Here is a 27,000-nt window from a genome sequence, read left to right on the forward strand (position 1 = left end):
TAACCTTTATCCGCGCGCGACCGAACCGACACTCGACTATGGCAGACATCGAGACATCCACGGTTTCCGAGGAAGGGTACGCCAGCACCAGTCAGGTCGGCGAGTTCGACCTCCGGATCGACGCGACAGACGAGACGGGGCCGAACCCGAACGCGACGCTCGTCGCGACGTACGCCTCCTGTTACCTCCCGGCGTTCCGCGTCGGCGGGAGCCAGCGCGGCGAGGAAGAGCTCGGCAAGATCCAGATCGACGCGAGCGCCGAACTGGACGACGACGACGACCTCGAATCGATCGCCTTCGACGTCCACGTCGAGGCCGACCTCGACGACGAGACCGCCGCCGATGTCGCCGAGCGCGCTGAGGGCATCTGTCACGTCCACAGCGCGCTCCGCGAGGGACTCCACGCCGACATCAGCGTCTACCCCGGCGCGTTCTGAGCCGGGCCGCCGATTCCGCGAACGGTTCGTTTTTGACCCTTTTCCTGCGGCAGTACCGGATCCGCGTTCTCACGTCCTCGAAACGCCGATACCGATCGCCGAACGTGTTCGCGCGCTTCCTACCGCACAGGGAGCCGCTTGACGTGATTTATACCGGAGCCCGCAACGTCCGCCTGTCGCGAGGGAATCGCCGCTCGCGGATTCACCAATGTCAAATGACACACAGCGGTCCACGGACGCGGAATCGGGCAACCAGACGACCGGCTCGACCGACGGGTTCGACTCGCTGCTCCCCGGCGTCCGTCGCCGCGACTTCATGAAGGCCGGCGCTGCGGTCGGCGGGATCAGCGGGCTGGCGGGCTGTTCCAGCCTGCTGAACGAGGACGACGGCGTCGACGGAACGGCCTCGGCGAGCGGCGTCGACAACTCCGTCCCGCCGGGCGAACACGACGAGTACTACGCGCTGCTGTCCGGCGGGCAGGCCGGCGACGTCCGCGTGTACGGGCTCCCGTCGATGCGCGAACTCATCCGGATCCCGGTGTTCAACCCGGACGCCTCGCGCGGCTACGGGTTCGACGACGAGAGCAAGCAGATGCTCGAAGACGCCGGCGGCTACTCGTGGGGCGACACCCACCACCCGCGGATCAGCCAGACCGACGGCGACTACGACGGCCGGTTCGCGTACGTCAACGACAAGGCGAACGGTCGGATGGCCCGGATCGACCTGACGTACTTCGAGACGGACGCCATCGTCGACATCCCGAACCAGCAGGGGACCCACGGCGCGTGCGCCCAGCTGCCCGACACCGACCTCATCTTCGGCGTCGGCGAGTTCCGGACGCCGATCCCCAACGACGGGAGCGGGAACCTCGAAGATCCGGACTCCTACGGCTCCGTGCTCGCCGCGATCAACCCCGAGTCGATGAACGTCGAGTGGGAGGTCCTCATCGACGGCAACATGGACAACGGCGACGGGAGCAAGGAGGGTCGGTACTTCTTCACGAGCGCGTACAACACCGAGGAGGCCGCGACCGAGTCGGGGATGACCCGCGCCGACCGCGACGACGTGAAGGCGTTCGATATCCCCCGGATCGAGGCGGCCGTCGAGGCCGGCAACTACGAGACGATAAACGAGGTGCCGGTCGTCGACGGGCGGAAGGACAGCCCGCTCAACCAAGGCGACGAACCTATCGTCACCTACATCCCGACGCCGAAGAGCCCGCACGGAGTCAGCGTCACCCCGGACAACGAGTACGTGATCGTCAGCGGGAAGCTCGACCCGACCGCGTCGATCATCGACATCGACAAGATCGACGAGGTCGACGACCCGACCGACGCCATCGTCGGCCAGCCGAAGCTCGGTCTCGGGCCGCTCCACACCGCCTACGACGGGCGGGGCCACGCGTACACGACGCTGTTCATCGACTCGCAGGTCGTCAAGTGGGACATCGAGGAGGCGGTCAACGCCGAGCCGCGCTCCGAGAGCCCGGTGATAGAGAAGATCGACGTGCACTACAACCCCGGCCACCTCATCGCCGCGGAGTCGTACACGGAGGACCCGGCGGGCGACTGGCTCATCTCGCTGAACAAGCTCTCGAAGGACCGGTTCCTCCCGGTCGGTCCGCAGCACCCGGAGAACGACCAGCTGATCTACATCGGCGACGACGAGAACGGGATGGAGCTGGTGAAGGACTCGCCGGCGCAGGCCGAGCCGCACGACGCGTCGATCTGTCACAAATCGAAGCTCGACCCGAAGGCGGTCTACGACCCCGAGGACCTCGAACTCAGCCACACGGCCGAGGGCGAGTCGTCGATGGAGCGGGTCGGCGACGACCGCGTCGAGATCGAGATGTACTCGACCCGGAACCACTACGGGTTCCAGGAGATGGTCGTCCAGGAGGGCGACGAGGTCGAGATGCAGGTGACGAACATCGAGACCACGAGCGACATGCTCCACTCGGTGGCGATCCCGGACCACGATGTCCACATGCGGATCGCCCCGCAGGAGACGCGCAAGGCGACGTTCACCGCGGACGAGCCGGGCGTCTACTGGATCTACTGCGCGCACTTCTGCAGCGCGCTGCACTTGGAGATGCGCTCGCGGCTCATCGTCAAACCGGAGGAATAACGCCATGCGCTCGTCGCTCGCGCGGCTGACCGAGATCCGACGCGCGCTCCCGCTGGCAGCGGCGGCGCTGCTCGTCGGCGCGCTGTTGGTCCCGATGTGGCAGATCACGCTCACGGCACCGCAGTACCCCGGTCAGGAGCTGCTCATCGAGCTGTACGCCTACCCGCGTCTGGGCGGCGACTTCGCCGAGGTACAGGGACTCAACAAGTACGCAGGGTTCTACTACCCCGATCCGGTGTTCATCGACCCGAACTACGAGGTGGCGGCGGCGGCCATCGACGTCCCCGAGTGGCTGCTCGGTCCGGTCGTGTTCGTCGGGCTGGCGCTGACCGGCGCGTTCGTCGCGTTCGCGCCGACTGTCCGCAAGCTGAAGGCCGGACTCACCGCGCAGTTCGTCGGGACGATCACCGTCTTCGTCGGGATGTTCGCGTTCATCCAGTACCGGCTCTATCAGGCCGGCCACTCGCTCGACCCCGACGCGCCGCTCCGGGGTATCGAGGGGTTCACGCCGCCGCTTCTGGGGGCCTACGAGGTGGCCAACATCAGCGGCTTCGCGTGGTTCGGTCCCGGGGGGTACATGACCGTCGTCGCCCTCGCGCTGCTCGCGACCGCGTACCTCGCGCGGGACATCGAGGCGACCGTGAGCGAACTCCCGGCGCTCGCGGTCGCGCTCCCCGGCGCGGTCCGCGAACGGGTCGCGAGCGGTGAGGGCGGCGACCGAGGCCAAAACGACGCCGACTCGACCACCACCGATCGCGACATCGGCGGAGGTGACCATGCCCGATGACCGCGTCGAGGCCGGCTTCCTCGCGGCCGCCTGCGTCGTCGCGGCGCTCGGGATCGCGCTCGCCCTCGGGGTCCCTGCCGCCGGCGTGGGTGCGGCGGACGCGAGCGAGGCGGGAGCGACGCTGAACGCCGCCACCGACTCCGGACTCACCGTCGCGACCGACGTGGCCGCGACGGGCGCGACCGCGCCCGACCGCGACGGGACCGCGACGCTCGACGGAGAGTCGTTCGCGTCGGCGCAGGCGGCGGTCGACGCCGCCGAGCCGGGCGACACGGTCGTCCTCGACGGGCGGTTCGACGAGCGCGTGAACGCGAGCGTCGACGATCTGCGGCTCGTCGCGAGCGACGGCGGCGCGGTGATCGACGGCGGCGGCGAGGGACGCGTGCTCACCGTGAGCGGCGAGAACGTCACCGTCTCCGGCGTCTGGATACGCGGCTCTGGCAGCGACCTCGGGACCGAGGACGCCGGCGTCTTCGTCTCCGGGGACCGCGCCCGGGTCGAGTCGGTCCGGATCACCGACACGGCGTACGGGATCTGGATCGATTCGGCCGACGAGGCCGTCATCGAGGACGTTCGAATCGACGGCCGCGAGGAGGTGTTCCCGCGGACCGACCGCGGGAACGGGATCCACCTGTACGAGACGACGGGCACGGTCGTCCGCGACAGCGAGATCGCGGACGCCCGTGACGGGATCTACTTCTCGTGGGCGGCGGACGTGCTCGCCGAGAACAACACGATCCGGAACACGCGGTACGGCGTCCACTACATGTACTCGGACGACAACCGACTCGTCGACAACGTCGCGGCCGACAACGGCGTCGGCTACGCGCTGATGGTGAGCGAGGGGCTGACGGTGCGGAACAACACCGCCCTCCGAAACGACGACAGCAGCGGCCACGGGATCATGGCCAAGGACATCGAGGACTCGACGATCGCGGGTAACCACCTCGTCGCGAACCGGAACGGCCTGTACCTCTACAACGCGCAGGGGAACCGGCTCGTCGACAACCTGATTTACCGCAACGGGATCGGGGTCCACAGCGCCGCCGAGAGCGGGAGCGAGGTCGTCGCGGGCAACAGCTTCGTCCGCAACGACCGAGCCGTCGAGACCGTGCGGAACTCGCTCGCCGCGTGGAACGGCACCGACCGCGGCAACTACTGGTCGGGCGCTCGCGTCGCCGACCGCGACGGCGACGGCGTCAGCGAGATCCGACACCGACCCGTCGGGATTGTCGAGAACCTCGTGGCCGACCACCCGCAGGCCGCGGCGTTCGTCGACAGCCCGGCGTTCGAGGCGGTGCGGATGGCCGAGAGCTCCTTCCCGGTCATCGAGACGCCCGGCGTCATCGACCGCCACCCCCTCGTCGAGCCGAACCACGACTGGCGGGCGTACGAGCCGGACGGCACGGCGAACGCCGGCGGGCGCACCGGCGACGGGACGGCCCGCGCCGCGAACCGAACCGCGGACACGGAGGACACACCATGAAAATCGACGCGACCGACGTGCGGAAGACGTACGATGACGTGACCGCCCTCGACGGGCTCTCGCTTTCGGTCCCGAGCGGCTCGACGTTCGGGATCATCGGCACCAACGGGGCCGGCAAATCGACGCTGTTCCGGCTGCTCGTCGGTCACGACCGGCCGGACACCGGGACGGTCGCCGTCGGCGGCACCGACGTGACCGAGAACGGGCGGCAGGTCCGCGAGCGCGTCGGCTACCTTCCGGAACACATCGGCTTCCCGGACGGGCTCACCGGCCGGGAGGTGCTGGGGGTTCACCGGGCGATCCGCGGCCTCCCGACGGACGGTCGGACCGCCGAGGCGATCGAACGGGTCGGACTGACCCCCGACGAGGCCGACCGCCGCGTCTCGGGCTACTCGAACGGGATGTGCCGCCGGCTCGGGCTGGCGACGGTGCTGTTGCCCGACCCCGACATCTTGATCCTCGACGAGCCGACCGCGGGACTCGACCCGCGCGGCGTCGACGAGTTCCACGCCATCGTCGAGGAGATAGCGACCGACACCGACGCGACGGTGGTGTTCTGTTCGCACGTGCTCGGCGAGGTCGAGCGTCTCTGCGACCGCGCGGCCGTCCTCCACGCCGGTCGCGTGTGCGCGGCGGGCCCCGTCGGCGAACTCGCGACCTCCGAGACCGGAGGGCCCGGCGAGTGCGACGGCGACGCGGCGGACAAGACGAACCCCGACGGCGGTCTCCGCGCCGCGTTCCGCGAGGCGGTCGGGGACCGGCCACGCGACGCCAGCGCCGAGCGCGAGGAGGTGACACCATGAGTGACCCGACTGAGCGACCGACAGCGGAGCCAGAAGTGGAGGAAGCTGCGAAGAGAGATGAACGGGAGGGAACCCGCCCCGACGGCGGCCACCCCGACGCGACGGCCGCGGTGAGCGCGCTCGACGGCGGCACGGACGCCGAGGCGACGGACTCGATGTCGCAGGCGACCGCGGACGCCGCCGAGACCGAGGCGAGCGACGGCGTGCGCGATGCGCTCCGCCACGTCTTCGTCGTCGCCGTCACCGAGTACCGGCTGGCGGTCCGGAGCCGGTGGGCGCTCGCGTTGACCGGGCTGTTCGTCGTCTTCGGCGGGGTGATCATGACGTTCAGCGGCTCCGCGGTCGGGCCGGCGGGCGCGGAGCGCGTCGTCGCGTCGCTGACGAGCCTCGCCGCCTACCTCGTCCCGCTCGCGGCGCTCGCCTTGGGCTACGACGCGATCGTCGGCCGCGAGGACGAGGGGTGGCTCGCGGTCGTGTTCTCGCTGCCGGTCCGCCGGAGCGAGGTCGTCGCCGGGACGTACCTCGGACGGGGGACCGTGCTGGCGGGCGCGACGGTCCTCGGGTTCGCCTTCACCGGCGCGCTGATCGTCCGCGAGTTCGGGATCGGCGCGTTGTCCGCGTTCCTCGGGTTCCTCGGCGGCGCGGTCGCCGTCGGGGCCGCGTTCCTCTCGGTCGCGATCCTGCTGTCGACCGTCGCCAGCGAGAAGACCCACGCGCTCGGCGCGTCGCTTCTGGTCTGGGTGTGGTTCGTGTTGGTCCACGACCTGCTCGCGCTCGGCGTCGTCGCGGCCGTCGAACTGCCGGACGCCGCGCTGTCGGCGCTAGTCCTCTCGAACCCGGTGAGCGCGTTCCGCGTGCTCGTCTTGAGCGGACTGGGCACGACGGCCGGCGGCGGGTTCACCGCCGTCCTCGCCGGCAGCGGGCTCTCGACGGTCTCGCTGTCGCTCGCGCTCGTCGCGTGGTGCGTCGTCCCCCTCGCCGCCGCGGCCGTGCTGGTTCGGCGACGGCGGCTGTGAGCGCCGTCGACCGTCCGTGATTCCCGACTCCGGTGGAGTTATCCGACATACGGTCGGAACTGGTGGCGATGCCCTCCGAAACGGACGAACAACTCGAATCGGTCCGTCGTCTCCTCTGGGTCGTCGTGTTCCTGCTCGGAATCGGAGTCGCGGCGCTCGGCGACGTCGCCGCCGCGGTCCGCGGCTACGGGACTCTGATATCGACCGTCGCCCGCGCGACCGGAATCCTGACCGTGATCGCGGTGCTTGCGCTGCTCTACTGGCGACTGTTCCGGATCGAGCCGGAGCCGGAACCGGAGGAAGCGGACTGACCGGAAGAAGTTCGGAGTTTGACCGCCTACTGAATCCGCTCGATCCCGTCGTCGTCCGGCGAGTCGAAGTCGACGGGGCGGCGCGGGAGGTCGTCGACGAACTCCCGGACGATGGTGCGCTCGACGCGCTGGAGCACCTCGCTACAGGTCGATTTGGCGATACCGACGTGGTCAGCCACCTCGGTGAGCGTGGTCTCCCGGGGCACGTCGTAGTAGCCGCGGTCGACCGCCTCGAAGAGGACCTCGCGCTGGCGTTCCGTGAGCGATCCGCCGGGGTTCACGCGCTGTTGGACGTACTCGACCTCGAAGTCGGCCCCCACGTCGCGGAGCGCGTCGCCGAACTCCGCGACGCGCTCGTGGTCGCCCGTGACGTCGACGCGGGCGACGCCGTCGCGGATCTCGACCGGCATCTCGATGGGAACCCCCGCCCGCTTGGCGACGGTCTGGAGCAGCGGGACGAGCGCCTCGACCTGAACGGTGACCATCCCGTCGTCTTCGGCCATCACCGAGGAGTGCGTGATCGTGTTGTGGTCCGCGATCGCGTCGAGGATCGGGTCCGTGTCGTCGTCGGTGATCCGGACCAGCGCGAACCCCGCGCCGTCGTCGGGCGTCGCCGTCAACACCTGAAACCGCACGTCCGGGAACTCCCGCGAGACGTCGCCGACCCACGGGCCCTCCGGGATGTCCACGCGGAGGCGTGCCTGTGCCATGCGCGTGCGTTCGGTGCCGGCGTGAAAGTACCTTCGGCTCCGCGACCGTCGGAACATGTTCGTCACAAACGACCCGGGGCCGGCGTCCGTCTCTTCGGGTATGGCATCCGAGACCGGCGATCCGGCGGCGATCGAACGGGCGGTGGCCGAGCGGACGGACGCTCCCGCGGGCGGGGAGACGGTCCCCCTCGACGTCCGCGAGCTGGGGCCGCCGAAACCGCTCCGCGAGACGCTCGAACGCGTCGAGACCCTCGGCGACGACGACGTGTTGGTCCAGTACAACGACCGGGCCCCGCAGTTCCTCTTCCCGCGGCTTGACGACCGCGGGTTTGCGTACGCCGCGGTCGAGACCGACGCGACCGACGCGGTCGTCACGGCGATCTGGCCGGCGGACGGCGAGGGCGGCGTCTCGGCGGGCGAGGAGGCGGCGTCGGACGGCCCCGGCGCGACCGATCCGTCTCCGGGCAGCGCGCCGAACCCGTAACAGAAAGGGTGTTGTGGAACGATTCCCGCGGCGGACATCCCGACGCGACGGTTCTCTGATTACAAATGCCTCCGCCATCGTTGCCGGCTATTCGAGAACCGCATCGTCGTCGGTTCGGGTCACCGTCGTGTACTCCGCCGGAGACGGCCCAAGAGCAGCGCGCCGACTCCGCCGGCGAGCCCCGCGGAGCCGACGAGGACGACCGCGGTCGCGACCCCGCCGTACCGCGCGGCCGCCGCGTCGATGCCGACCCGGATCCAGCCGAGATTCGGCACCGCGAACAGCGCCTTCCCGGCGATCCACTCCTCGGGGACGACCGGGGCGATACCCGCACTCTGGTCGTACAGGTCGTTCGCGTCGCCGTAGGTGACGTACCCGTCGTAGGGGGCCGGACAGGTCGAGAGCTCGACGCAGTCGCCGGAGAGGAGCGCCGGGTCGGCCCGGTCCGTCCAGTCCTCGCCGGCGGAGACGCGGAACGCCAACCGGTGGAACACCGGTCTGCCCCCGGCACCCGGAACGGTGTACACGACCACGTCGCCGGCTCCGCCGAGCCGCGTCGGCGCGTCGGGGTCGGCCGCCGTCGCGAGGTCGCCCCACGGCGGCCGGTCGGTCGCGGTGACGACGACGAGGTCGCCGCGCTCGACGCCGGGGGCCATGCTGCCGCTCTCGACCGCGACGAACGGGGGCCACGTCCCGACGAGCGCGCCGAACAGGAGCGCGATCAGGAGGATCGCGACCGCAGGCGCGATCGCACCGGTGCGATCGGGGCGGGGGCTGCTCACGCCCGGTAGGGGGACCGGCGACCGCTTGAGGCTGTCGGCCGAGCGGTCGTCGTCCCGCCCGAGGACTCGCTCTTCCCGTCCGCCGACCGCCGATGTCACAAAACCTTAGGTACGTCCGAGAGAGGTTCGGGTATGACCGATCGCCTCCCTCCGCTCCACGGGGCCCACGACGCGCGCGGCGCGAAGTTCACCGACTTCGGCGGCTGGCAGATGCCGGTCGAGTTCGACTCCATCCAGACGGAACACGCCGCGGTCCGCGAGTCGGTCGGCGTCTTCGACGTCTCGCACATGGGCGAGATCGAGGTCGCCGGCCCGGACGCGACAGCACTGATGAACCGGCTCACGACCAACGACGTGAGCGCGCTCGACCCCGGCGACTCCCAGTACGCCGCGATCACGAACGAGGACGGCGTCATGCTCGACGACACCGTCGTCTACCGGCTTCCAGACGGAACCGCTGCCGGGGAGGCGGCCGCGTCGCTCGCGGACCTCGACGCGGACCCCGACGGCGACGCGACCGGAGGCCACCTCGACGCGCCGAGCGGCGACCCCGCGTACCTGTTCGTGCCGAACGCGGGCCACGACGAAGGGACCCACGACCGATGGGTCGACCACCGCGACGAGTGGGGCCTCGACGCGACCGTCGCGAACGTCACCGACGACTGGGCGATGCTCGCGGTTCAGGGCCCGGACGCGGCCGACGCGCTCGACGAGGCGACCCCCCGCGACCGCGTCGTCGGGCTGTCGAAGTTCGAGGCGACGACGGCGGCGGTCGCGGACGTGGAGAGCTGGGTCGCGCGCACCGGCTACACCGGCGAGGACGGCTTCGAGGTGATGTGTCCGGCCGGCTCCGTCGAGGCCGTGTGGGACGCGTTCGTCGACGGTCCCGACCCGGCGCAGCCGTGCGGCCTCGGCGCGCGCGACACGCTCCGCACCGAGATGGGCTATCTCCTCTCCGGGCAGGACTTCGACCCGGAGGAGGAGCCCCGCACCCCCTACGAGGCGCGGATCGGCTTCGTCGTCAAACTCGACACGGAGTTCGTCGGCCGCGACGCGCTGGAGGTCCAGAAGGAGGAGGGCGTCGACGAGAAGTTCGTCGGCGTCCGCCTCCTCGAACGCGGCGTGCCCCGCGGCGGCTACGCCGTCACCGACGGCGACCTCACGCGCGTCGGGAAGCTGACCTCCGGGACGATGAGTCCGACCCTCGACGAGCCGATCGGTCTCGGCTACCTCCACGAGTCGTACGCCGACGCCGGCACTGAGGTGAGCGTCGTCGTGCGCGGCGACGAGAAGCGCGCCGAGGTCGTGATCCCACCGTTCCTCGACCGGTAGGACCGCCGTCGGCCGTCGTCGGTCGCCGCCGGCTGCCGTCTTCCAGACCGAGCCGACTACTCGCCGACCGTCTCCTTCCGCTTCTCGACGACCTCGACGCCCGCAATTCCGGTGTCGGGGTACCCGCCGTCCGCGTCCTTCTCGGCCGCCTTCACCATGTCCCAGACCGTGTTGAGTCCTGTCGTCACTCCCTCCAGCGCCTCCATTTCACAGCCCGTCTTCCCGGTGGTCTCGACCGCGACCGTCAGCTCGATCCGGTCGTCGCCGACCGAGAAGTCGGTGTCGACGTTCGTGATCGGGATCTGGTGACACATCGGGATCGTCTCCCACGTGTGTTTCACGGCCTGAACCGCCCCGATCCGCGCGGTGGCGAGCACGTCGCCCTTCTCGACCGCGTCCGCCTCGACCGCGGCGATCGTCTCCGGCGTCAGTCGTATCTCGCCGCGCGCGACCGCGCGACGGCTGCTGTCGGGCTTGTCGCCGACGTCGACCATCTGGACGTCGCCGTCGGCGGTCGTGTGCGTCAGTTCGTCGCCGTCGGCGGTCGCACGGGCCGAGCCGTTCGGTTCGGCGTCGGTCTCGGGGTCCTCACTCATTACGCATCGCCTCCGGCAGCCGGTCGGGTAAGTCCGTCGCCACCAGTCCGGTCCCGTTCGCGTCCGCGGCCGCGTCGCCGGCGCGCCCGACGACGTACGCGCCCACCGCGGCCGCTCGGAACGGGTCGGTCACGGCCGCCAGCGCGCCGACCGTTCCCGCCAGCGCGTCGCCGGTCCCGCCGACCGTCATCCCCGGGTTCCCGGTGCGGTTCAGCCGGACGTCGTCCCCGTCGGAGATCACGTCGACCGCGCCCTTCACGAGCAGCGCGTGGCCGAGGTCGGCCGCGAACTCGCGGACCAGTTCGGCGCGCTCGTCGGGGTCCGTCGCCGTCTCGCCGCCCATGTCGACGAGTTCGCCTTGGTGCGGCGTACAGATCAGGTCGGCGTCGGTGTCGACCTCGGGGACGACGCGGAGCGCGTCGGCGTCGACGACCGCGCGGCCCCCGTACCCCGTCAGGAACTCGCGGACGAACGCCTCGGTCCCGTCGTCGTCTCCGAGTCCCGGGCCGAGGACGACGACGTCGCTGCCGACCGCGAGCGACGCGATCCGCTCCGCGTGCGACGGACCGACGCGGTCGCCGGGGAGCGCGCGGACGATGAGGTCCGGCGAGAACCCCTGAACCTCGCTCGCGACCGACTCGGGACAGGCCACGCGGACGAGGTCCGCGCCCGCCCGGAGCGCCGCGAGCGCCGAGAGGGTGGGCGCGCCCGCGTACGGTCCGCCGCCGACCACGAGGACCTCGCCGTTCTCGCCCTTGTGCGAGTCCGGGTCGCGGCCGAGTCCGAGGAGGTCGCCCGGCCCGGTGTACCGCTCCGCCGCGGCCGGGATCCCGATATCGGCGACGGTGACCGCGGCGTCGAGCGCGCCGAGGCCGGGCTTCTCGTCGTGGAACGTCACCACGCGGTCGGCGTTCACGGCGACCGAACCCGGGCCACCGGTCGGGTCGCCGGTGTCGGCGTCGATCCCGGAGGGAACGTCGACCGCGACCACCGTCGCGTCGCTCGCGTTGATCGCCTCGGCCGCCGTGCGTTCCGGCTCGCGGAGCGCGCCCGAGACGCCCGACCCGAGCATCGCGTCGACGATCACGTCGGCGTCGTCGCCTGCGCCACCGAGGTCGAGCGCCATCGAGTCCGTCGCCGCCTCCGTCGGGACCTCCGCGTTTCGGAGCGCGTCCCAGTTCTCTCGCGCGATATCGGTCCGGATCGTCTCGGGGCGACCGAGCAGGTGGACCGTCACGTCGTACGCGTCGAGGAACCGCGCCGCGACGAGGGCGTCGCCGCCGTTGTTCCCGCGGCCGCAGACCAGCGCGACCGTCGCGCCCGGGTCCGCGACGGCCCGCACCTCGCGGGCGACCGCGTTGCCGGACGACTCCATCAGCTGTTTCCGCGGCACGCCGAGCGCGGCCGCGTTGGCGTCGACGGCCGCCATGCGGTCGGTCGTGATCATGGTCGGCGGTTCGAGCGCCCGGGGATTAAGCGGGCGGGTTCGACGGACCCGGACCGCGACGCCGACGGTGAGATCGGAAATGAAAATGTTGAAGCGGTCAGGTGGTGAAGCCCGCAGATAACCGTGGTATCGGCACTACTCGTCGGCGCGGCCGCCTCGCGCACGTCCTCCGCGGCCGATACGCCCAGCGCCGTCCCTCCACTCCGGGTCCGCCGCGACTGCCGCGGCCGACCGCGACCGCTCGACCGCCAGACGCCACCATGAACATCGGCTTCTTCACCGACAGCTACTTCCCCGGGATCGACGGCGTCACCTACACCATTCAGGCGTGGCGCGACCGTCTCGAAGCGCGGGGTCACGACGTGTACGTCGTCTACCCCGCGAGCAGCCACGATCCGGACGACCACGAGATACCCGTCCGGTCGCTGCCGAACCCCTTCTACAGGCAGTACCGCTTCCCGCTGTACCGCCGCCTGTCGACGCTTCCCGACCTCGACGTCGTCCACTGTCACGGCCCCGCGTCGACCGGACTGATGGGGCTCCGCTACGCGAAGCGGTACGGCGCGACCTCGGTGTACACCCACCACACCCCCGTCGAAGACTACTTCGTTCAGGGGCTCAGATCCGAGCGGCTCGCCGCCCTCGCGGGGAAGGCGTACGTCGCCTACGAGAACCGCTTTTTGAACGCGTTCGACTGCGTCACGGCCTCGACCTCGCGGATCCGCCGCGACGTGGAGCCGTACAAGCTCCCGGTCGGTATCGAGATGGACCGCTTCCGCCCCAACGAGGACGGCCGAGTCGCGGCGCTCGCCACCGACGGCGGGCCGACCGCGGCCGACGCGCCGGTAGTCGGGTACAGCGGCCGGATGACCCACAAGAAGAACGTCGACGAGATCCTCCGGCTCGCGGAGCGACTGCCCGAGCTGCGGTTCGAGCTGGTCGGCGAGGGGCCGGTCCGCGCCGAACTGGAGGCGGACGCGCCCGCGAACGTCCGGTTCCACGACTTCCTGCCGCGCGAAGACCTCTCCGACTTCTACGGCGCGCTCGACGTGTTCGTCACCGCCTCGACCTGCGACACGCTGGGGCTTTCGACGCTGGAGGCGAACGCCTGCGGCACCCCCGTCGCCGCCGCGGACGTGGCCCCGTTCGACGAGACGATCGGTCCCGAGAACGGCGTGCGGTTCGCGCTGCGGGACCTCGATGACATGGAGCGGGCGGTCCGCGACTGCCTCGACGGCGACCGAGACACCCGGGCCGCGGTCGAGCGGTTCTCCATTTCCGAGACGATAGACGAACTCGAGTCCATCTACGGGGTGACCGCGTAGATGGGCGCGGACAACGTCGATGCCTTCCAGCGGCTCGTGTTCTCCGTGCCCCGGCTTCGGGTTCAGGCGGCGGCGCTCGTCGTCCTCAGCGGGGTATACAGCCTCGTCACGTTCGCGTCGGTCTGGCTCTTCACGCCGTTCGAGCCGGGCCCCTCTCAGATCGTTCCCGGGGCGGCGCTCATCTTCCTGCTCCCCTTCCTCGTCGCCGCCGAACTGTTCCCGCGCGTCCTCGACGGCTACCCGCGGTCGTGGAGCTACTTCCTCGCGCTCACCAACCAGTTCGTGCTGTTCGTGTACGCGCTGGTGCTCTCCGGCGCGAACGACGTCGGGAACGCGTGGAGCATCATCTGGCTGAGCTTCATCACGCTGTATCTGATCAACATCCTGGTGCTCGTCGTCTCTACGGGCATCGACCGCTCCGACCGGATCCTCCTCGTGTCGCTCGCACAGCCGGCCGCGCTCATCGCCGCCTTCTACGCGCTGGGCGGCAGCGAGTTCGGCTTCTCGACGTACCGACACGTGTTCGCGTTCGCCTCGCTGGGCATCGCGGCGGGCTTCCTCGTCTTGGTCCTCGTCGTCGTCGACTACCTCATCCGGAGCAACACGAACGTCTCCGCGTTCGCGCTCACCTCCGGGCTCCTTCGGAACGACCGGGAGTCGCTCGACCTGGGCGTCGAGGCCCGCCCGTTCGTGGAGACGCTCGCGGTCGACAACGGCGACCGCCTCACCCTCGCCGCGCCGTGGGTCCACCCCGGTCCACTCGGCGGGTTCGGCGGCGGCCAACTGAGCGGGAACCTGATCGACGCGCTCAACGGAAACCGTGACGGGCGAGGCGACAGCGTGGACGCCGGCGAGCGTCCTCACGACGGAGACGCCGACCGAGTGGGTGCGGACCCGTCGGCGGAGTCGGCCGGCTTCTTCCTCCATGTCCCGTGTACGCACAAAGAGGACCTCTCGGACCCGGCGGACGCGGAGCGGATCCTCGACGCGGTCGCGGAGCCGGAGCGGACCGACCGAGCGTCGCGGCTCGTGACCGAGTCGTACGGCGAGCGGGAGGGGTACGCGGACATCCGGTTTCACGGGCGTCGGATCGGCGACAAGGAGGTGATCGTCCTCCACGGGGAGGGGATCGACGACTACGACACCGGGGTGTTCATGCGGGATGTCGACCACGGCGAGGTGCTGTTGATCGACCAGCACAGACACGACATCCAGAACGGCCCCGACGTGGAGATCCAGTACGGCTCGGACCGGGCGGACCGGCTGAAGCGCGGGTTCGACGACTTCCGCGACCGGCTCGCCGAGGCCCCCCTCGACGACTACGCCGCCGGCTTCGCGCTGGCGGACTCGGACCAGCACGCGCTGGCGTTCGTCGAGGAAGTGGACGGAGAGGAGACCCTGTGGATCGGCGTCGACACGAACGGGCTCACGCCGGACGTGCGCGCGACCGCCGACGAGTACCGCGAGTCCTTCGACGCCGTGATCCCCTTCTCGACGGACACGCACGCCTCGATCCACGAGCTGGCGAACGCCCGCGAGTCCGACACGGAGGCCATCGAGCGCGCGGTCGACCGCGCCGCCGCCGACGTCGCGCCCGCGACCGTCGGGCTGGCGAGTCGTCGCACGGAGCCGGTGAAGCTCCTCAAAAACGACTACAACGGGCTCGTGTTCAGCGTCAACATCCTCATCCGGCTGACGATAATCGCGCTGGTGGCGCTGTACGCGCTGCTCGTGTTGTGGCTGTTCTTCTGAGCGGTCAAGAGTCAGTTCGTCGCACGGCGACCGTCCCGAGGCTTTTGTCCGTCCGCCGTGACGCGTGAACGTGTCTACGAGAGCCCTCCTCCTCGGAACGGGCCGACCCGGTCGCCGCACGCTCGGGGCGGTCGCGGTCGCCGTCGCGGTCGCGTCCCTCCTCGTCGCCCTCCCGTGGGAACCGATTCGGACGGTCGGTAGGTACCCGATCTGGCTCGCGCTCGTCGCGGTCGGACTCGCCCTCGCGGCCCGCGCCGGCCGGCACCGCAGTGGCCTCCTCACCGGCTGGGCCGCCACTTTCTCCGCGACCTGCTGGATCTTCGTGGTCCCGCCGCTTGCGGCGCTCGTCCGCGGCGACGTGTTCGGCGACGGCGGCTACGCGGTCCCGCGGCCGTCCGCGGTCGGGCTGTCGCCGCGCGCCGAACTGCTCACCGGGCTCCGGATCGGGCCGGTCGTCGCGCTGGCCGTCGCGCTCACGCTCGGGAGCGCGGCGTACGCGCTCGGCGCTGGGCTACGGCAGCGCTCGGAGCGATCACGCGACGCGTAACACCTCGCCACGCTCGAACTCTCCCGCTTTATTGAACTTCTCAGCAGTTGGTGGTTTTACCGCTTGAATCGCTCGATACTGGTACCGAGATATCGACCAGTACGATCCCCGACCTTAGACCTCTATGATACTCGATCTGATATTTTCGACGGTTTCGTCGTCCAGTTCGAGTTCGGGGTGTGAATCGTTTGCGTGTTCTTCGGCTTGGGCCATAACCTCCTGTTCAGTCTCGGACTCAATCGTCGCGCTACACCCGTCCACGGGGCATTCAAGTCTCATCATAGTCCAATCATAGGTCAGAAGTTACCGCATAATTGCTATTCGGTCCCTAATGGAATATACGCACACCCTACCGGGCCAACTCCCAAATCTCAACGATGCTTGGCAGGGTTACTGGCGAGAGGTTCACAGGTCTCATCGACTAGCTGTTTCAGACGAGGAGGTGGCTAAAGAAAGGCCGAACAGAGCCGCCCTACTCGAACGCTTTGACGCCCAGTGCCGACGCCGACGCGCCGCCGATGACCATCGGCAGCCAGTAGACCGCGCCGCGGAAGACCAAGACCGCGGCGGTGATCGCCGAGGCGGCCACGCCGGTCGTGGGGACGAGCAGGCCGACGAGCGCGGCCTCGATGCCGCCGAGGCCGCCGGGGAGCGGCGTCGCGCCCGCCACGTACGACAGCGGGACGACGAAGACGGGGATCAGCGGCGAGATCGGGTGGCCGACCGCGGCGAACGCGACCGTGAGCGCGGCCGCCTGAAACAGCCAGCCGACGAGCGAGAGCGCGACGATCCCGACGAGTCGCCGGCGGTCGGTGGCGACGCGCTCGATGTCGGCGAAGAAGTTCCCCAGTCGGTCGGCGAGTCCGGCCTCGATCGTCTCGGCGTCGAACCGGTCGAAGCGGCCGAGGAGCGGCCCGATCGCGCCGGGGACGCGGTCGACGACCGCGACGCGGTAGCGCCAGACGACGGCGATCGCCGTGACGATCGCGGTGACCAGCGCGACGGCGCTCGCGACGGCGACGACGACCCGGTCGCCGACCGCCGTGGTGGCCGCGTACGACCCCACGCCAAGGAAGACGAGCGACACCGAGGGGACGACGTTGAGCACGTCGACGCTCGCGATCCCGACGAGTCCGGTCTCGTAGCGCGCCTCCCCGACCTTCGAGATGAGCGCGGCCGCGACCGGCTCCCCGCCCGCCTGCCCGAACGGCGTGACGTTGTTCGCGAAGGCGGCACCGCTGTACACGAGGAACGCGGTCCCGACCGACATTCCGACGTCGAGCGCGCCCAGCACGGCGCGCAGCATGAGGCTCCACGCGGCGAGCCAACAGAGACCGAGCGCGGCGGTCGCGGCGACGAGGACGGGGTCCGCCGCCGCGAGCGCGTCGACGACGCGGTCGACCCCGACGACGACGAAGAGCAGCGCGAGGAGGACGACCGCGCCGGCCGTCCCGAGGATCAGCGCGCGCCGTTGTGGGCCTTCCATAGACGACGTGACGCGGTAGCGAACTTGAAACGTCTGCTTCGCGTCGGCTCCCGCGAGCGGTCGGTTCGGTCCGTACAGCGATCGCGAACGGAGACCGAAAGGGAATACATACGTACCGGCGGGCCGACGGACCACCCAATGGACGATCAGCGGTTCCTCGAGTCGGAGTGGGACTACTGTCTGGTACTCGACGCGTGCCGGTACGACGTGTTCGCGGACGTGTACGACGAGTACCTCGACGGAACGCTCGAAAAGCGGCGGAGCATCGGCTCGTCGACGCCGGAGTGGGCGTACCGGAACTTCACCGGCGAGCACGACATCGCGTACTTCTCCGGGAACCCCTTCATCAACGACCTGGGGATCCCGCTGAACGAGCTCAAATGGGGCGCGAGCTGCGACTACGAGTGGACCGCCTCCGACCACATCAGCGACATCCACGACGTCTGGAAGACCGACTGGGACGACGACCTCGGGACGGTCCCGCCGGAGGGGCTCGCCGACGCGTTCCACCGCAATCAGGACGCCGTCGAGCGCGCCGAGCGCACCGTCCTCCACTACATGCAGCCGCACGCCCCCTACCTCTCGCGGGGGAAGGGCCAGAAGCTCAAACAGATCCAGAAGGGGATCAAACGACAGGAAGAGGAGGAGGCGAACGGCGGCGGCGACGACGGCGGCCTGCTCTCCTCGCTCAGCGACTCGGTCCGGCCGAAGATCGAGAGCCGACTGGACGACAGCGAGTTCGCCCAGAAGGCCGGGCTATGGCTCGAACTCGACCCGAAGGACCTCGTGAAGGACGGCACCCGCGTGACCGCCTTGAGCATGTACGAGGAGAACCTCCGGATCGCCTTAGAGAGCGTCGCCGAGCTCGTCGACGAGCTCGACGGCGACGTGGTCGTCACCGCCGACCACGGCGAGGCGTTCGGCGAGGAGGGCGTCTGGGAACACCACATCGAGACGTACATCCCCGCGCTGATGGAGGTCCCGTGGCTCGAAGTCGAGTGAGCGCGGTCGGTTCGCGCGCTCGCACCCGCCCCCACCGATGAAGGTCAGCCACTACTTCGAGTTCGAAGAACACGTCACCGGCGGCATCGCCGCCTCCGTCGACCACCAGCGGAAGATGCTCGACCGGGTGGGGATCGAGTACACCACGGAGCCGACGCTCGACGCCGACGTCCTCCACTGTAACGTGATGGGGCCGCGCTCGGTCTGGCACGCGCGCCGCGCCCGGAAGGCGGGCGTCCCGGTCGTCGCCCACACCCACGTCACCGCCGAGGACTTCGGGGACAGCTTCCGGTTCACCAACGCGCTCGCGCGGCCGCTCAAGCCGTACCTCCGGCGCGCGTACGGGCTCGCCGACCTGCTCGTCTGCCCCTCCGAGTACAACCGCGACCTAATCCGCGAGTACGCGGACGTGCCGACGACGGTGATATCGAACGGCGTCGACACCGAGAAGCTGGCGGGATTCGAGTCGCTCGAAGCCGAGTACCGCGAGCGCTACGACCTGTCCCCGCCGACGGTGTTCCTCGTCGGCCACGTGATCAAACGGAAGGGGTTGGAGACATTCGTCGAGACCGCCCACCGGATGCCCGACATCGACTTCGTCTGGTTCGGCCCGATAGACCGGTCGCTGAAGGGCAGAGACACCACGCGGCTCATCGACGAGGCCCCGTCGAACTGTACGTTCACCGGCTTCGTCGACGACATCCGTGGCGCGTACGCCGCGGGCGACGTGTTCTGTTTCCCCACCCACGAGGAGAACGAGGGCATCGCGCTGCTGGAGGCGATGGCGGCCGGAAAGCCGGTCGTCGTCCGCGACATCGAGACGTTCTCGTGGCTGGAAGACGGCAAAGAGTGCCTGAAGGTGGGCGGGAGCGCGAGCGACGACGGTAGCGGGCGCGACGGCGCTGCGACGGGAGCCCGGGACGACCGCGCTCGCGGGGACGACGTGGAGGGCTTCGTCGAGGCCATCGACGAGCTCCGCGACGCAGACCGACGGGCCGAACTCGGCGCGAACGCCGCCGAACGCAGCGAGTCGTTCTCGCTTTCGGCGATCGCCGAGCGGTATCAGTCGCTGTACGCGGATCTGGCGTAGCACGCGTCGAGACGGGCCGAAACGTCGGAACCCGGAAACTTGCGAAAACCGCAGTTGGTATGTCCGCCGACCGACTCCGTAGAGGCAAATGACTCGAGTGAGCGTTATCGGCTGCGGGAACATGGGGAGTGCCCTGCTCAAGGGGCTCGCCCGCGCAGGGGGGTACCATCTCACGGCGATCGACCTCGACCCCGAGGCGCTCGCCGCGATCGAAGACGTCGTCGACGAGACGACCGACGACTCGGCGGCCGCGCGCGACGCCGACATCGTCGTCCTCGCGGTGAAGCCGGATATCGCGCCGGCGGTGCTCGACGACCTCGACCTCCGCGAGGACCAGCAGCTCGTCACGCTGGCCGCCGGCCTCCCCCGCAGGTTCGTCGCCCAGCGGACCGACGCGTCCGTCGTCCGGATCATGCCCAACCTCGCGGCGGAAACGGGGAACATGGCCGCGGCGGCGACGAACGAGGGCCTCACCGACGAGGTGCGCGCCATGCTCGACGCGGTCGGCGAGTTCGTCGAGGTCGACGAGTCGCTGATGGACGTCTCGACCGCCGTCAACGGCAGCGGTCCCGCGTTCGCCTTCTTCCTGATCGACGCGGTGAAGCAGGCCGGAATCGACGGCGGACTCGACCCCGAGCAAGCCGAGACGCTGGCCGCCCAGACGTTCAAGGGGGCCGCCGAGACCGTGCTCCGCGACGACCGCAGCGTCGACGAGCTGATCGACGCGGTCTGCTCGCCGAACGGGACGACGATAGAGGGGATGGAGGTGCTGTGGGACAGCGAGGCGGACGCGGCCGTCGAGGACGCCGTCGCGGCGGCCGAACGCCGGTCCCGCGAGCTCGCGGAGGCGTTCGATGACGCCTGAGGACGCGGGTGTCGATCCGGCGGACGAGACGGACGGAGCGACCGTGGCGGCCGCCGACGCCGAGCGCGTCGCCGCCGCCCGGGACCTGGCGGCCGCGGCCGACCGCGTGATCGTCAAGGCCGGGACAAACTCGCTGACCGACGACGAGTCGCGGCTCGACCGCGTGAAACTCGACAAGCTCGTCGCCGACGTGATGGACCTCCGCGAGCGCGGAACCGAGGTCGTGTTGGTCTCGTCGGGCGCGGTCGGGGCCGGGACGGGACGGCTCGACGCCGGCCCGGAGTCGCGTGACGACGTCGACTCGATCGTCGAGAATCAGGCCCTCTCGACGGTCGGACAGGGGCTCCTGATGCGCCACTACACGCAGAGCTTCGAGCGGTTCGACCAGGACGTCGCTCAGATACTGGTCACCGGGACCGACCTCGACGCGCCCGACCGGTTCGACAACTTCACGAACACCGTCGAGACGCTGCTGTCGTGGGGGGTCGTGCCGGTCGTCAACGAGAACGACGCGGTGGCGACCGACGAGCTGCGGATCGGCGACAACGACATGCTGTCGGCGTCGGTCGCGCTGGGACTCGACGCCGACCTGCTCGTGACGCTCACCGATGTCGACGGGGTCTACACCGGGAACCCGAAGCGGGACCCGAACGCGGAGCTGATCGAGGCGGTCGACGACGGCTACGACCGGCTCCGAGAGATCGTCGGTGGCGGCACCGAGACCGACTTCGGCGGAATCCGCACGAAGGTCGAGGGCGCACACGACGTGAGCCGCCACGGGATCCCCGCGATCATCACCGGCTCCGCCGAGCGCGACGTGCTGGCGCGGATCGCAGCGGGTAAGCCGACGGGCACGCTATTCGTCCCCAAGACTGGTGACGACGATGAGTGAGACAGACGGGGAGACCGACCTCGAAGCCGACACCGACGAACTGGCCCGCCGAGCGGAACGCGCCGCGCTCCGGCTCGCGAACGCCGACGAGTCGACCCGGGACGAGGCGCTCCGGTCTATCGCCGACGCGATCCGCGAGCGCGAAACCGACATCCTCGACGCCAACGCCGAGGACGTCGAGGAGGCGGAGGCGATGCTCGCCGACGGCGAGTACACGCAGGCCCTCGTCGACCGCTTGAAGCTCGACGAGACGAAGGTCGAGTCGATCGCGTCGATGGTCGAGTCGGTCGCCGAACAGGACGACCCGCTCGGCGAGACGCTCGCGGCCCGCAAGCTCGACGAAGACTTGGAGCTGTACCGGGTCGCGGTGCCGATCGGCGTCGTCGCGACGGTGTTCGAGTCGCGGCCCGACGCCTTGGTCCAGATCGCGGCGCTCGCGTTAAAGTCCGGCAACGCCGTCGTGCTCAAGGGCGGCAGCGAGGCGAGCGAGTCGAACCGGATCCTGTACGAGACGGTCGTCGAGGCGACGCCGGACCTGCCCGACGGCTGGGCGGCGCACGTCGAGGCCCACGAGGAGGTCGACCGCCTGCTCGAACTCGACGACCGGGTCGACCTAGTCATGCCCCGCGGCTCCTCGGAGTTCGTCTCCTACATCCAAGAGAACACCCAGATCCCGGTGTTAGGCCACACCGAGGGGATATGTCACGTGTACGTCGACGCGGACGCCGACCTGGAGACCGCCGAGGACGTCGCCTTCGACGCGAAGGTCCAGTACCCCGCGGTGTGTAACGCGGTCGAGACGCTGCTCGTCCACGAGTCGGTCGCGGCCGAGTTCCTCCCCGACCTCGTCGAGCGCTACGAGGCGGCCGGCGTCGAGCTGCGGGGCGACGAGCGGACCCGCGAGGTCGTCGACGTCGGCCCCGCGACCGCCGACGACTGGGACACGGAGTACGGTGACCTCGAACTGTCGATCAGGGTGATCGACGACGCGCTCGCCGCGATCGAACACGTCAACGACCACGGCTCGAAACACACCGAATCGATCCTCACCGAGGACCCGGCGACGGCCGAGCGGTTCATGACGGGCGTCGATGCCGCGAGCGTCTTCCACAACGCGTCGACGCGCTTCGCGGACGGCTACCGGTACGGGCTCGGCGCGGAGGTCGGAATCTCCACCGGGAAGATCCACGCCCGCGGCCCGGTGGGGCTGGAAGGGCTCACCACCTACAAGTACTACCTCGAAGGCGACGGCCACCTCGTCGCGAGCTACAGCGGCGGGGACGCGCTCCCGTTCACCCACCGCGAACTCGACGGCGTCGACTGGACGCCCGGTCGGCTGTCGACGCGGTAGTCGCGGTTCGCGTCCCGAATTTTCGTCGTATCTTGTCGTCCGAGCAGACGCCGTCTCAGTCTCGTTTTCGGCGGAATCGTACGCTGACTCGGCTGGGCGACGTAGCCCAGATTCAATATAGCGATATACAGTTTACTCGTTGCGGTCGCGACAGAAATGCGTCGTACGGCGGCCGACAAAAATAATCCCGATCCGCCGAACTCCGGAATAATTACCCACGCCGGTCCCGCAGCGACGCCCATGGTCGACTCCGACTGGGGCGACTGGCTGCCGCGCGCGGTGGCCGACGCCGACCCCGACACGGTGGCGCTGTGGTACTTGGGCTGTAACGGCTTCGCGATCAAGGGGAGCGAGGGGACCGTCCTCTGGATCGACCCGTACGTCGGGACCGGTGACCCGCCGCGGACGGTACGGATGATCCCGATTCCCTTCGATCCCGCGGATGTCGACATCGCTGACGCGGTGTTGGCCACGCACGAACACACGGACCACGTCCACGGGCCCTCGCAGGCCCCGATCCTCGCGAACACGGACGCCGACCTCGTCGCGCCCGACGACTCGCTCGCGGTCGCACGCGAGGAAGAGCGGTGGACAGACGAGTACGCGGTGAGCGAGGCCGCCTTTACCGAGGTTCGGGAGGGCGACGAGCTGCGGATCGGCGAGTTCACGGTTCACGTCGTCGAAACGTACGACGCGGACGCCACGCATCCGGTCGGCTATGTGATCGAACACGAGTCCGGAACGGTGTTCCACGCGGGCGACAGCAAGCCGTCCGACTCCTTTACCGGGCTCGCGGAGCGGTTCGATATCGACCTCGGCATCCTCGCGTTCGGCTCCGAGGGCACGATTCCGGACAAAGAGACCGGCGAACCGGTCCCCACGAAGTGGTACAGCGACGAGAACGAGATCGCGACGGCCGCGAACGACCTCGGACTCGACCGGTTGGTGCCGACACACTGGGACATGTGGAAGGGGCTGACCGCCGACCCGACCGCGCTCCACGACCACGTCAGGAGCTACGAGTCGCCGAACCGGCTGGAGATAGTCGAGATCGGCGACCGAATCGATCTGTAAACGGGAGTCGAGCGGCCGTTTTCGCGGCGTTTTGGTTATCAACCACGAAACGCGGCCCGTGGAATTTAAGCCCCTGCTCCGGGACCGTGCGGGTATGAGCGAACGGACGGCGGAGGCGGCCACGACCGTCGACGAGGACGGTATCCGCGTCGAGAAATCCTTCACGGACGACGCGTTCCCCGTGCCCGCGGTTAGGTACACCCTCTCTTCACACCGCGAGGACCCCGTACGGGTGCGTATCGTCGACCGGATCCCGGAGTCGTTTCCGATGGACCGAGTGGGGTTCCACCCGGAGTACGAAAGCGAGAACTGGACGGCGTACAAAGACCACCGGGTAGAGTTCGAGCGGGTGATAGACCCCGACGAGACCGTCGAAACGGTGTTCGGGATCCGCGACGAGGACCCCGACCTCGACGGCTTCCTCGGGACGCCGGTCATCGAACACGTGCCCGTCGGCGAGGAGATCGAAGACGTCCTCGGCGCTGGCGACACGGACGCGGTCAGAGAGGTGCTCTCGGGCGACCGCGCGACGCTCCCCGGCATGGCGGAAGACGAGGACCTGCTGCCGGAAGACCCCGCAGCGGAGGCCGCTGAGCCGTCTGCGGCCGACGAACCGGATGCCGACGCTGAGCCCGCCGATGACGAGGCGGAAGCGGACGCCGACGCCGGAGAGCCCGGAGTCGACGCCGAGGAATCCGTCGACGCGGAAGCTGGCACTCCCGAACCCCGGTCGGTCGCCGAGGACGGGACGGCCGCCGTCACCCCGCACGAGGGCGCACCGCTCGGATCTGCGGACGAAGACGAGACGGAGACCGAATCCGACGCGGACGCCGCCGACGAGGCGGACGAAGCGGTCGCAGAAGAGGCAGACGAAGCGGTCGCAGAAGAGGCGGACGAGGAGGTCGCTGAGGAAGTCGACGAAGCGATAGACGACAAAGCGGAGGAACCGGTCGCCGAGGAGGCCCACGAACCGGCCGACGAAGAGCAGTCGGCGGAAGGCGACGACGCGGCCGCGACGCTCCCCGGCGAAGGCGGCTTCGCGGCGGCGCTGGCGGCCGAGATACGGACCGGCGCGGCCGACGAGGAGGACATCGAGACCATCGAGGAGGCGTTCGACGCGTCCGTGCCGCGCAGCGTCGACGTGCGGATCGCTCGCCTCCAGTCGAGCGTCGCCGACATCGAGGCGTACGCCGACGCGCTCGCGGAGTTCATCGACGGCGAAGGCACGGCCCGGGAGATTCTCGACGGGATCGACGAACGAGTCGACGCCGTCGAATCCGAAGTCTCCGCGCTCGACGTCCGCCTCGACGACGCTGACGACGAGCGCGAGGCGATCGAGTCGGACGTCGCCCGCGTCGACTCCGCGGTTACCTCCGCATCGGATGCCGTCGACGCCGTCGAGGAGCGAGTGGACGGCGTCGAGAGCGATGTCGAGACGGTCGAAGGCGACGTTCAGGGCGTCGAGGAGGACGTTCGGGACGTGGAGGACGACGTCCGGGCGGTCGAAGAACAGGTCGGGTCCGTCGACGAGGCGGTCGAATCGGTCCGAGAGGCCGTCTCGACGGTCGAGACCGACGTCGACGACCTCGGCGCGGACGTCGACCGGGTCGAGGGCGAGGCCGAGGCCGTCGCGGAGTCGGTCGATGACCTGGGCGACGACGTGGAGACGCTGTACGAGGAGGTCGACAAGGCCGCAGAGCGCGCCGAGAACGCCGAGGAAGCGGCCGAAGACGCCGCAGAACGCGCGGACACCACCGAGGACCGCGTCGACGACGTCGAGTCCGACCTCGGCCGGTTCGACGAGGAGTTCGACGACCTGTGGAACGACCTCGCGGAGGTCGACACGCGGCTCACCGACGTCGAGGACCGGATCGGCGAGGACCTCGACGACGTGGCCGCCGAGTTAGACGAGATCAACGAGCACCTCGACGAGCTCGACGAGTTCCGCACCCGACTCAACGAAGCGTTCGGCCCGTAACCCGGAAACCGACGGCGAGACGCGACGAGTCGAGCGTTTTACCGTCTTTCGTCCGCGCTCCACCCAGCGAGTCGGAAAACGCAACCCGTTTTACGCACGCGGCCGCAGATCGGTCAATGACTGATCCGATTCCGGTCGCCGTCCCCCGAAAGGGACGCCCGCTTGAAGCGGTCTTAGAGCGGATCGCGGCCGTCTCGGACGACGATCACCTCGACCGGCTCGCGGACAGCGTGAGCAACACCCTCCGGTACGAGAAGGCCGTCACCAAGGGTGCGGTCGACGCCGACGGAGGGCCGTACGAGCGGCTGGCCGAGTACTCGGACCCCGAGATCCCGGCGGAGCCGGAGTTCACGCTGCTGCGCGACGACCGGGGCGGGAAGCCCCGTCGGATCGTCTTCGACGCCGCTACCGTCGATCTGGGCGACGTGACGGTCAAGCTCGTCGGTCGCGAGGAGCCGTTCCGCGCGCTGCGGACACACGAGTTCGCGTTGGGGTTCGACTCCGCGGACCTCGTCTTGGAGGAGGTCGTCGGGATCAGAGCGGCCGGTCTGGGGAACATCTCCGACATCAACGACCGGATCGATCCGGTCGACACCGACGTTCGGGTCGTGGCCGGACTCGGAGACACGGTGTATCACACGCTGATGGGCCGCGAGGACGACCGATCGGCGGGAGCGGCGTTCGACCGCGAGTACCTCACCGACTATGAAGGCCCCCTGTGTATCTCACCGCGGTACGAGCGGCTCGTCACCGCCGTGTTGGGAACCGACGCGCTCGACGGCGTCGAGTTCGTCTATCCCGACGCGGACGAGGAAGAGGAGGCCGCCATCGCCCGCGTCGGGCTCGGCGTCTACCTCACCGTCACCGGCTCGACGGCCCGCGAACACGGGCTCTCCGTCGGCGAACACCTCTTCCCGAGCGAAACGGTTCTCATGCGCAACGCGGCCGAGGCGGACGAGTCGGTGTCCCGCGTCCTCCGGGCGCTCGAACGCGAGGCGGCCGACTCGGAGATCCGCGTCTGAGTCAGGAGTAGATATAGCGGCATGAACTATACCCGTACGCGCTGAGACGGGCTCGACGCGTCGCCGCACTCCCACAGGTCGTATTCTCTCCGCGCAAGCACATCGCTTCGCTTTCGCGAGGCGGAGATCTGATCGAGTACTCCCGAGTGTCAAGTGGCGTTGTTCGCTCGGATCGTTTTCCCCTCGACGTCGACTGCGTTGATCGGTCGGATCGTTCCGAACCGAACCGTCATCGAATCCGTCTCTGCCCAACCCACGCCTGCTACAGTTTATCCGTGATTCTAGTACTCTCACCAC

General features: G+C 69.4%; 26 protein-coding genes. 20 read left to right on the plus strand and 6 right to left on the minus strand.

The window, feature by feature from the left end; all coding sequences use genetic code 11:
* Positions 1–38: 38 nt before the first annotated feature.
* The 7 genes from QOL69_RS16410 to QOL69_RS16440 all read left to right on the plus strand — a co-directional run bounded on the left by QOL69_RS16410 (position 39) and on the right by QOL69_RS16440 (position 6,968).
* Complete coding sequence (locus tag QOL69_RS16410; protein WP_048076640.1) at positions 39–437, plus strand: OsmC family protein; 399 nt, start codon at positions 39–41, stop codon at positions 435–437.
* Positions 438–645: 208 nt separating this feature from the next.
* Complete coding sequence (nosZ, locus tag QOL69_RS16415) at positions 646–2,565, plus strand: TAT-dependent nitrous-oxide reductase (RefSeq protein ID WP_283404055.1); 1,920 nt, start codon at positions 646–648, stop codon at positions 2,563–2,565.
* A gap of 4 nt (positions 2,566–2,569) precedes the next feature.
* Entirely contained in the window at positions 2,570–3,352 is a 783-nt protein-coding gene (locus QOL69_RS16420) for a hypothetical protein (protein ID WP_283404056.1), read from the plus strand.
* Positions 3,342–4,838: a nitrous oxide reductase family maturation protein NosD gene (gene nosD / locus QOL69_RS16425; protein ID WP_283404057.1), complete on the plus strand. Its 1,497-nt coding sequence runs from the start codon at positions 3,342–3,344 to the stop codon at positions 4,836–4,838. Before QOL69_RS16420 ends, nosD begins: the two co-directional genes overlap by 11 nt.
* Complete coding sequence (locus QOL69_RS16430; protein WP_283404058.1) at positions 4,835–5,641, plus strand: ABC transporter ATP-binding protein; 807 nt, start codon at positions 4,835–4,837, stop codon at positions 5,639–5,641. The genes nosD and QOL69_RS16430 overlap by 4 nt, the downstream gene beginning before the upstream one ends.
* Positions 5,638–6,657: an ABC transporter permease gene (locus QOL69_RS16435; RefSeq protein ID WP_283404059.1), complete on the plus strand. Its 1,020-nt coding sequence runs from the start codon at positions 5,638–5,640 to the stop codon at positions 6,655–6,657. The genes QOL69_RS16430 and QOL69_RS16435 overlap by 4 nt, the downstream gene beginning before the upstream one ends.
* A gap of 68 nt (positions 6,658–6,725) precedes the next feature.
* Entirely contained in the window at positions 6,726–6,968 is a 243-nt protein-coding gene (locus QOL69_RS16440; RefSeq protein ID WP_048076639.1) for a hypothetical protein, read from the plus strand.
* A gap of 26 nt (positions 6,969–6,994) precedes the next feature.
* On the opposite strand, the gene QOL69_RS16445 is transcribed toward QOL69_RS16440, so the two are convergent.
* The gene (locus QOL69_RS16445) at positions 6,995–7,735 is read right to left on the minus strand and encodes a helix-turn-helix domain-containing protein (protein ID WP_048076638.1); all 741 of its coding nucleotides are present in this window, start codon (positions 7,733–7,735) and stop codon (positions 6,995–6,997) included.
* A 43-nt stretch (positions 7,736–7,778) separates the two neighbouring features.
* On the opposite strand from QOL69_RS16445, the gene QOL69_RS16450 reads away from it, so the two are divergent.
* Positions 7,779–8,162 (plus strand): DUF2249 domain-containing protein, encoded by a 384-nt coding sequence (locus QOL69_RS16450; protein WP_283404060.1) that lies wholly within the window; start codon positions 7,779–7,781, stop codon positions 8,160–8,162.
* A gap of 119 nt (positions 8,163–8,281) precedes the next feature.
* Here the strand turns inward: QOL69_RS16450 and QOL69_RS16455 are convergent, their stop codons facing one another.
* The gene (locus QOL69_RS16455) at positions 8,282–8,944 is read right to left on the minus strand and encodes a S26 family signal peptidase (protein ID WP_283404258.1); all 663 of its coding nucleotides are present in this window, start codon (positions 8,942–8,944) and stop codon (positions 8,282–8,284) included.
* A gap of 132 nt (positions 8,945–9,076) precedes the next feature.
* On the opposite strand from QOL69_RS16455, the gene QOL69_RS16460 reads away from it, so the two are divergent.
* Positions 9,077–10,276, plus strand: a complete 1,200-nt coding sequence (locus QOL69_RS16460) for a glycine cleavage system aminomethyltransferase GcvT (RefSeq protein WP_283404061.1) — start codon at positions 9,077–9,079, stop codon at positions 10,274–10,276.
* A gap of 56 nt (positions 10,277–10,332) precedes the next feature.
* On the opposite strand, the gene moaC is transcribed toward QOL69_RS16460, so the two are convergent.
* Together moaC and QOL69_RS16470 are read right to left on the minus strand one after the other, a co-directional pair.
* Positions 10,333–10,872: a cyclic pyranopterin monophosphate synthase MoaC gene (gene moaC, locus QOL69_RS16465; RefSeq protein ID WP_283404062.1), complete on the minus strand. Its 540-nt coding sequence runs from the start codon at positions 10,870–10,872 to the stop codon at positions 10,333–10,335.
* Positions 10,865–12,319 carry an NAD(P)H-hydrate dehydratase gene (locus QOL69_RS16470; protein WP_283404063.1) on the minus strand — a complete coding sequence of 485 codons (1,455 nt, stop codon included), beginning with the start codon at positions 12,317–12,319 and terminating at the stop codon, positions 10,865–10,867. The genes moaC and QOL69_RS16470 overlap by 8 nt, the downstream gene beginning before the upstream one ends.
* A gap of 260 nt (positions 12,320–12,579) precedes the next feature.
* On the opposite strand from QOL69_RS16470, the gene QOL69_RS16475 reads away from it, so the two are divergent.
* The 3 genes from QOL69_RS16475 (at position 12,580) to QOL69_RS16485 (ending at position 15,943) form a co-directional block, all read left to right on the plus strand.
* Positions 12,580–13,644 (plus strand): glycosyltransferase, encoded by a 1,065-nt coding sequence (locus tag QOL69_RS16475; protein WP_283404064.1) that lies wholly within the window; start codon positions 12,580–12,582, stop codon positions 13,642–13,644.
* Complete coding sequence (locus QOL69_RS16480; protein ID WP_283404065.1) at positions 13,645–15,396, plus strand: DUF2070 family protein; 1,752 nt, start codon at positions 13,645–13,647, stop codon at positions 15,394–15,396.
* A gap of 70 nt (positions 15,397–15,466) precedes the next feature.
* Entirely contained in the window at positions 15,467–15,943 is a 477-nt protein-coding gene (locus QOL69_RS16485) for a hypothetical protein (protein WP_283404066.1), read from the plus strand.
* A 114-nt stretch (positions 15,944–16,057) separates the two neighbouring features.
* Here QOL69_RS16485 and QOL69_RS16490 read toward each other — a convergent pair whose 3' ends face one another.
* On the minus strand, positions 16,058–16,225 hold the full coding sequence (locus QOL69_RS16490) for a DUF1059 domain-containing protein (protein ID WP_283404067.1): 168 nt from the start codon (positions 16,223–16,225) through the stop codon (positions 16,058–16,060).
* 190 nt (positions 16,226–16,415) lie between these two features.
* The gene (locus QOL69_RS16495; RefSeq protein ID WP_283404068.1) at positions 16,416–17,429 is read right to left on the minus strand and encodes a lysylphosphatidylglycerol synthase transmembrane domain-containing protein; all 1,014 of its coding nucleotides are present in this window, start codon (positions 17,427–17,429) and stop codon (positions 16,416–16,418) included.
* 138 nt (positions 17,430–17,567) lie between these two features.
* Here QOL69_RS16495 and QOL69_RS16500 point away from each other — a divergent pair, with 138 nt between their 5' ends.
* From QOL69_RS16500 to QOL69_RS16535, 8 genes are all read left to right on the plus strand, one after another.
* On the plus strand, positions 17,568–18,431 hold the full coding sequence (locus tag QOL69_RS16500) for a hypothetical protein (protein ID WP_283404069.1): 864 nt from the start codon (positions 17,568–17,570) through the stop codon (positions 18,429–18,431).
* A gap of 37 nt (positions 18,432–18,468) precedes the next feature.
* Positions 18,469–19,521 (plus strand): glycosyltransferase family 4 protein, encoded by a 1,053-nt coding sequence (locus tag QOL69_RS16505; protein WP_283404070.1) that lies wholly within the window; start codon positions 18,469–18,471, stop codon positions 19,519–19,521.
* 88 nt (positions 19,522–19,609) lie between these two features.
* Positions 19,610–20,386 (plus strand): pyrroline-5-carboxylate reductase, encoded by a 777-nt coding sequence (gene proC, locus QOL69_RS16510; protein WP_283404071.1) that lies wholly within the window; start codon positions 19,610–19,612, stop codon positions 20,384–20,386.
* On the plus strand, positions 20,376–21,278 hold the full coding sequence (gene proB / locus QOL69_RS16515) for a glutamate 5-kinase (RefSeq protein ID WP_283404072.1): 903 nt from the start codon (positions 20,376–20,378) through the stop codon (positions 21,276–21,278). Before proC ends, proB begins: the two co-directional genes overlap by 11 nt.
* A complete protein-coding gene (locus tag QOL69_RS16520) occupies positions 21,271–22,629 on the plus strand; it encodes a glutamate-5-semialdehyde dehydrogenase (protein ID WP_283404073.1) in 1,359 nt (452 codons plus the stop codon). The genes proB and QOL69_RS16520 overlap by 8 nt, the downstream gene beginning before the upstream one ends.
* A gap of 240 nt (positions 22,630–22,869) precedes the next feature.
* Positions 22,870–23,703 (plus strand): MBL fold metallo-hydrolase, encoded by an 834-nt coding sequence (locus QOL69_RS16525; RefSeq protein WP_048076629.1) that lies wholly within the window; start codon positions 22,870–22,872, stop codon positions 23,701–23,703.
* Positions 23,704–23,797: 94 nt separating this feature from the next.
* Positions 23,798–25,681 carry an alanine-zipper protein gene (locus tag QOL69_RS16530; RefSeq protein WP_283404074.1) on the plus strand — a complete coding sequence of 628 codons (1,884 nt, stop codon included), beginning with the start codon at positions 23,798–23,800 and terminating at the stop codon, positions 25,679–25,681.
* Between the two features lie 116 nt (positions 25,682–25,797).
* Positions 25,798–26,703, plus strand: coding sequence for a phosphoribosyltransferase HisG-related protein (locus QOL69_RS16535; protein WP_283404075.1), 906 nt, complete (start codon positions 25,798–25,800; stop codon positions 26,701–26,703).
* Positions 26,704–27,000: the final 297 nt, after the last annotated feature.

Source organism: Halorubrum sp. DM2 (genome assembly GCF_901686465.1).
Lineage (GTDB): Archaea > Halobacteriota > Halobacteria > Halobacteriales > Haloferacaceae > Halorubrum.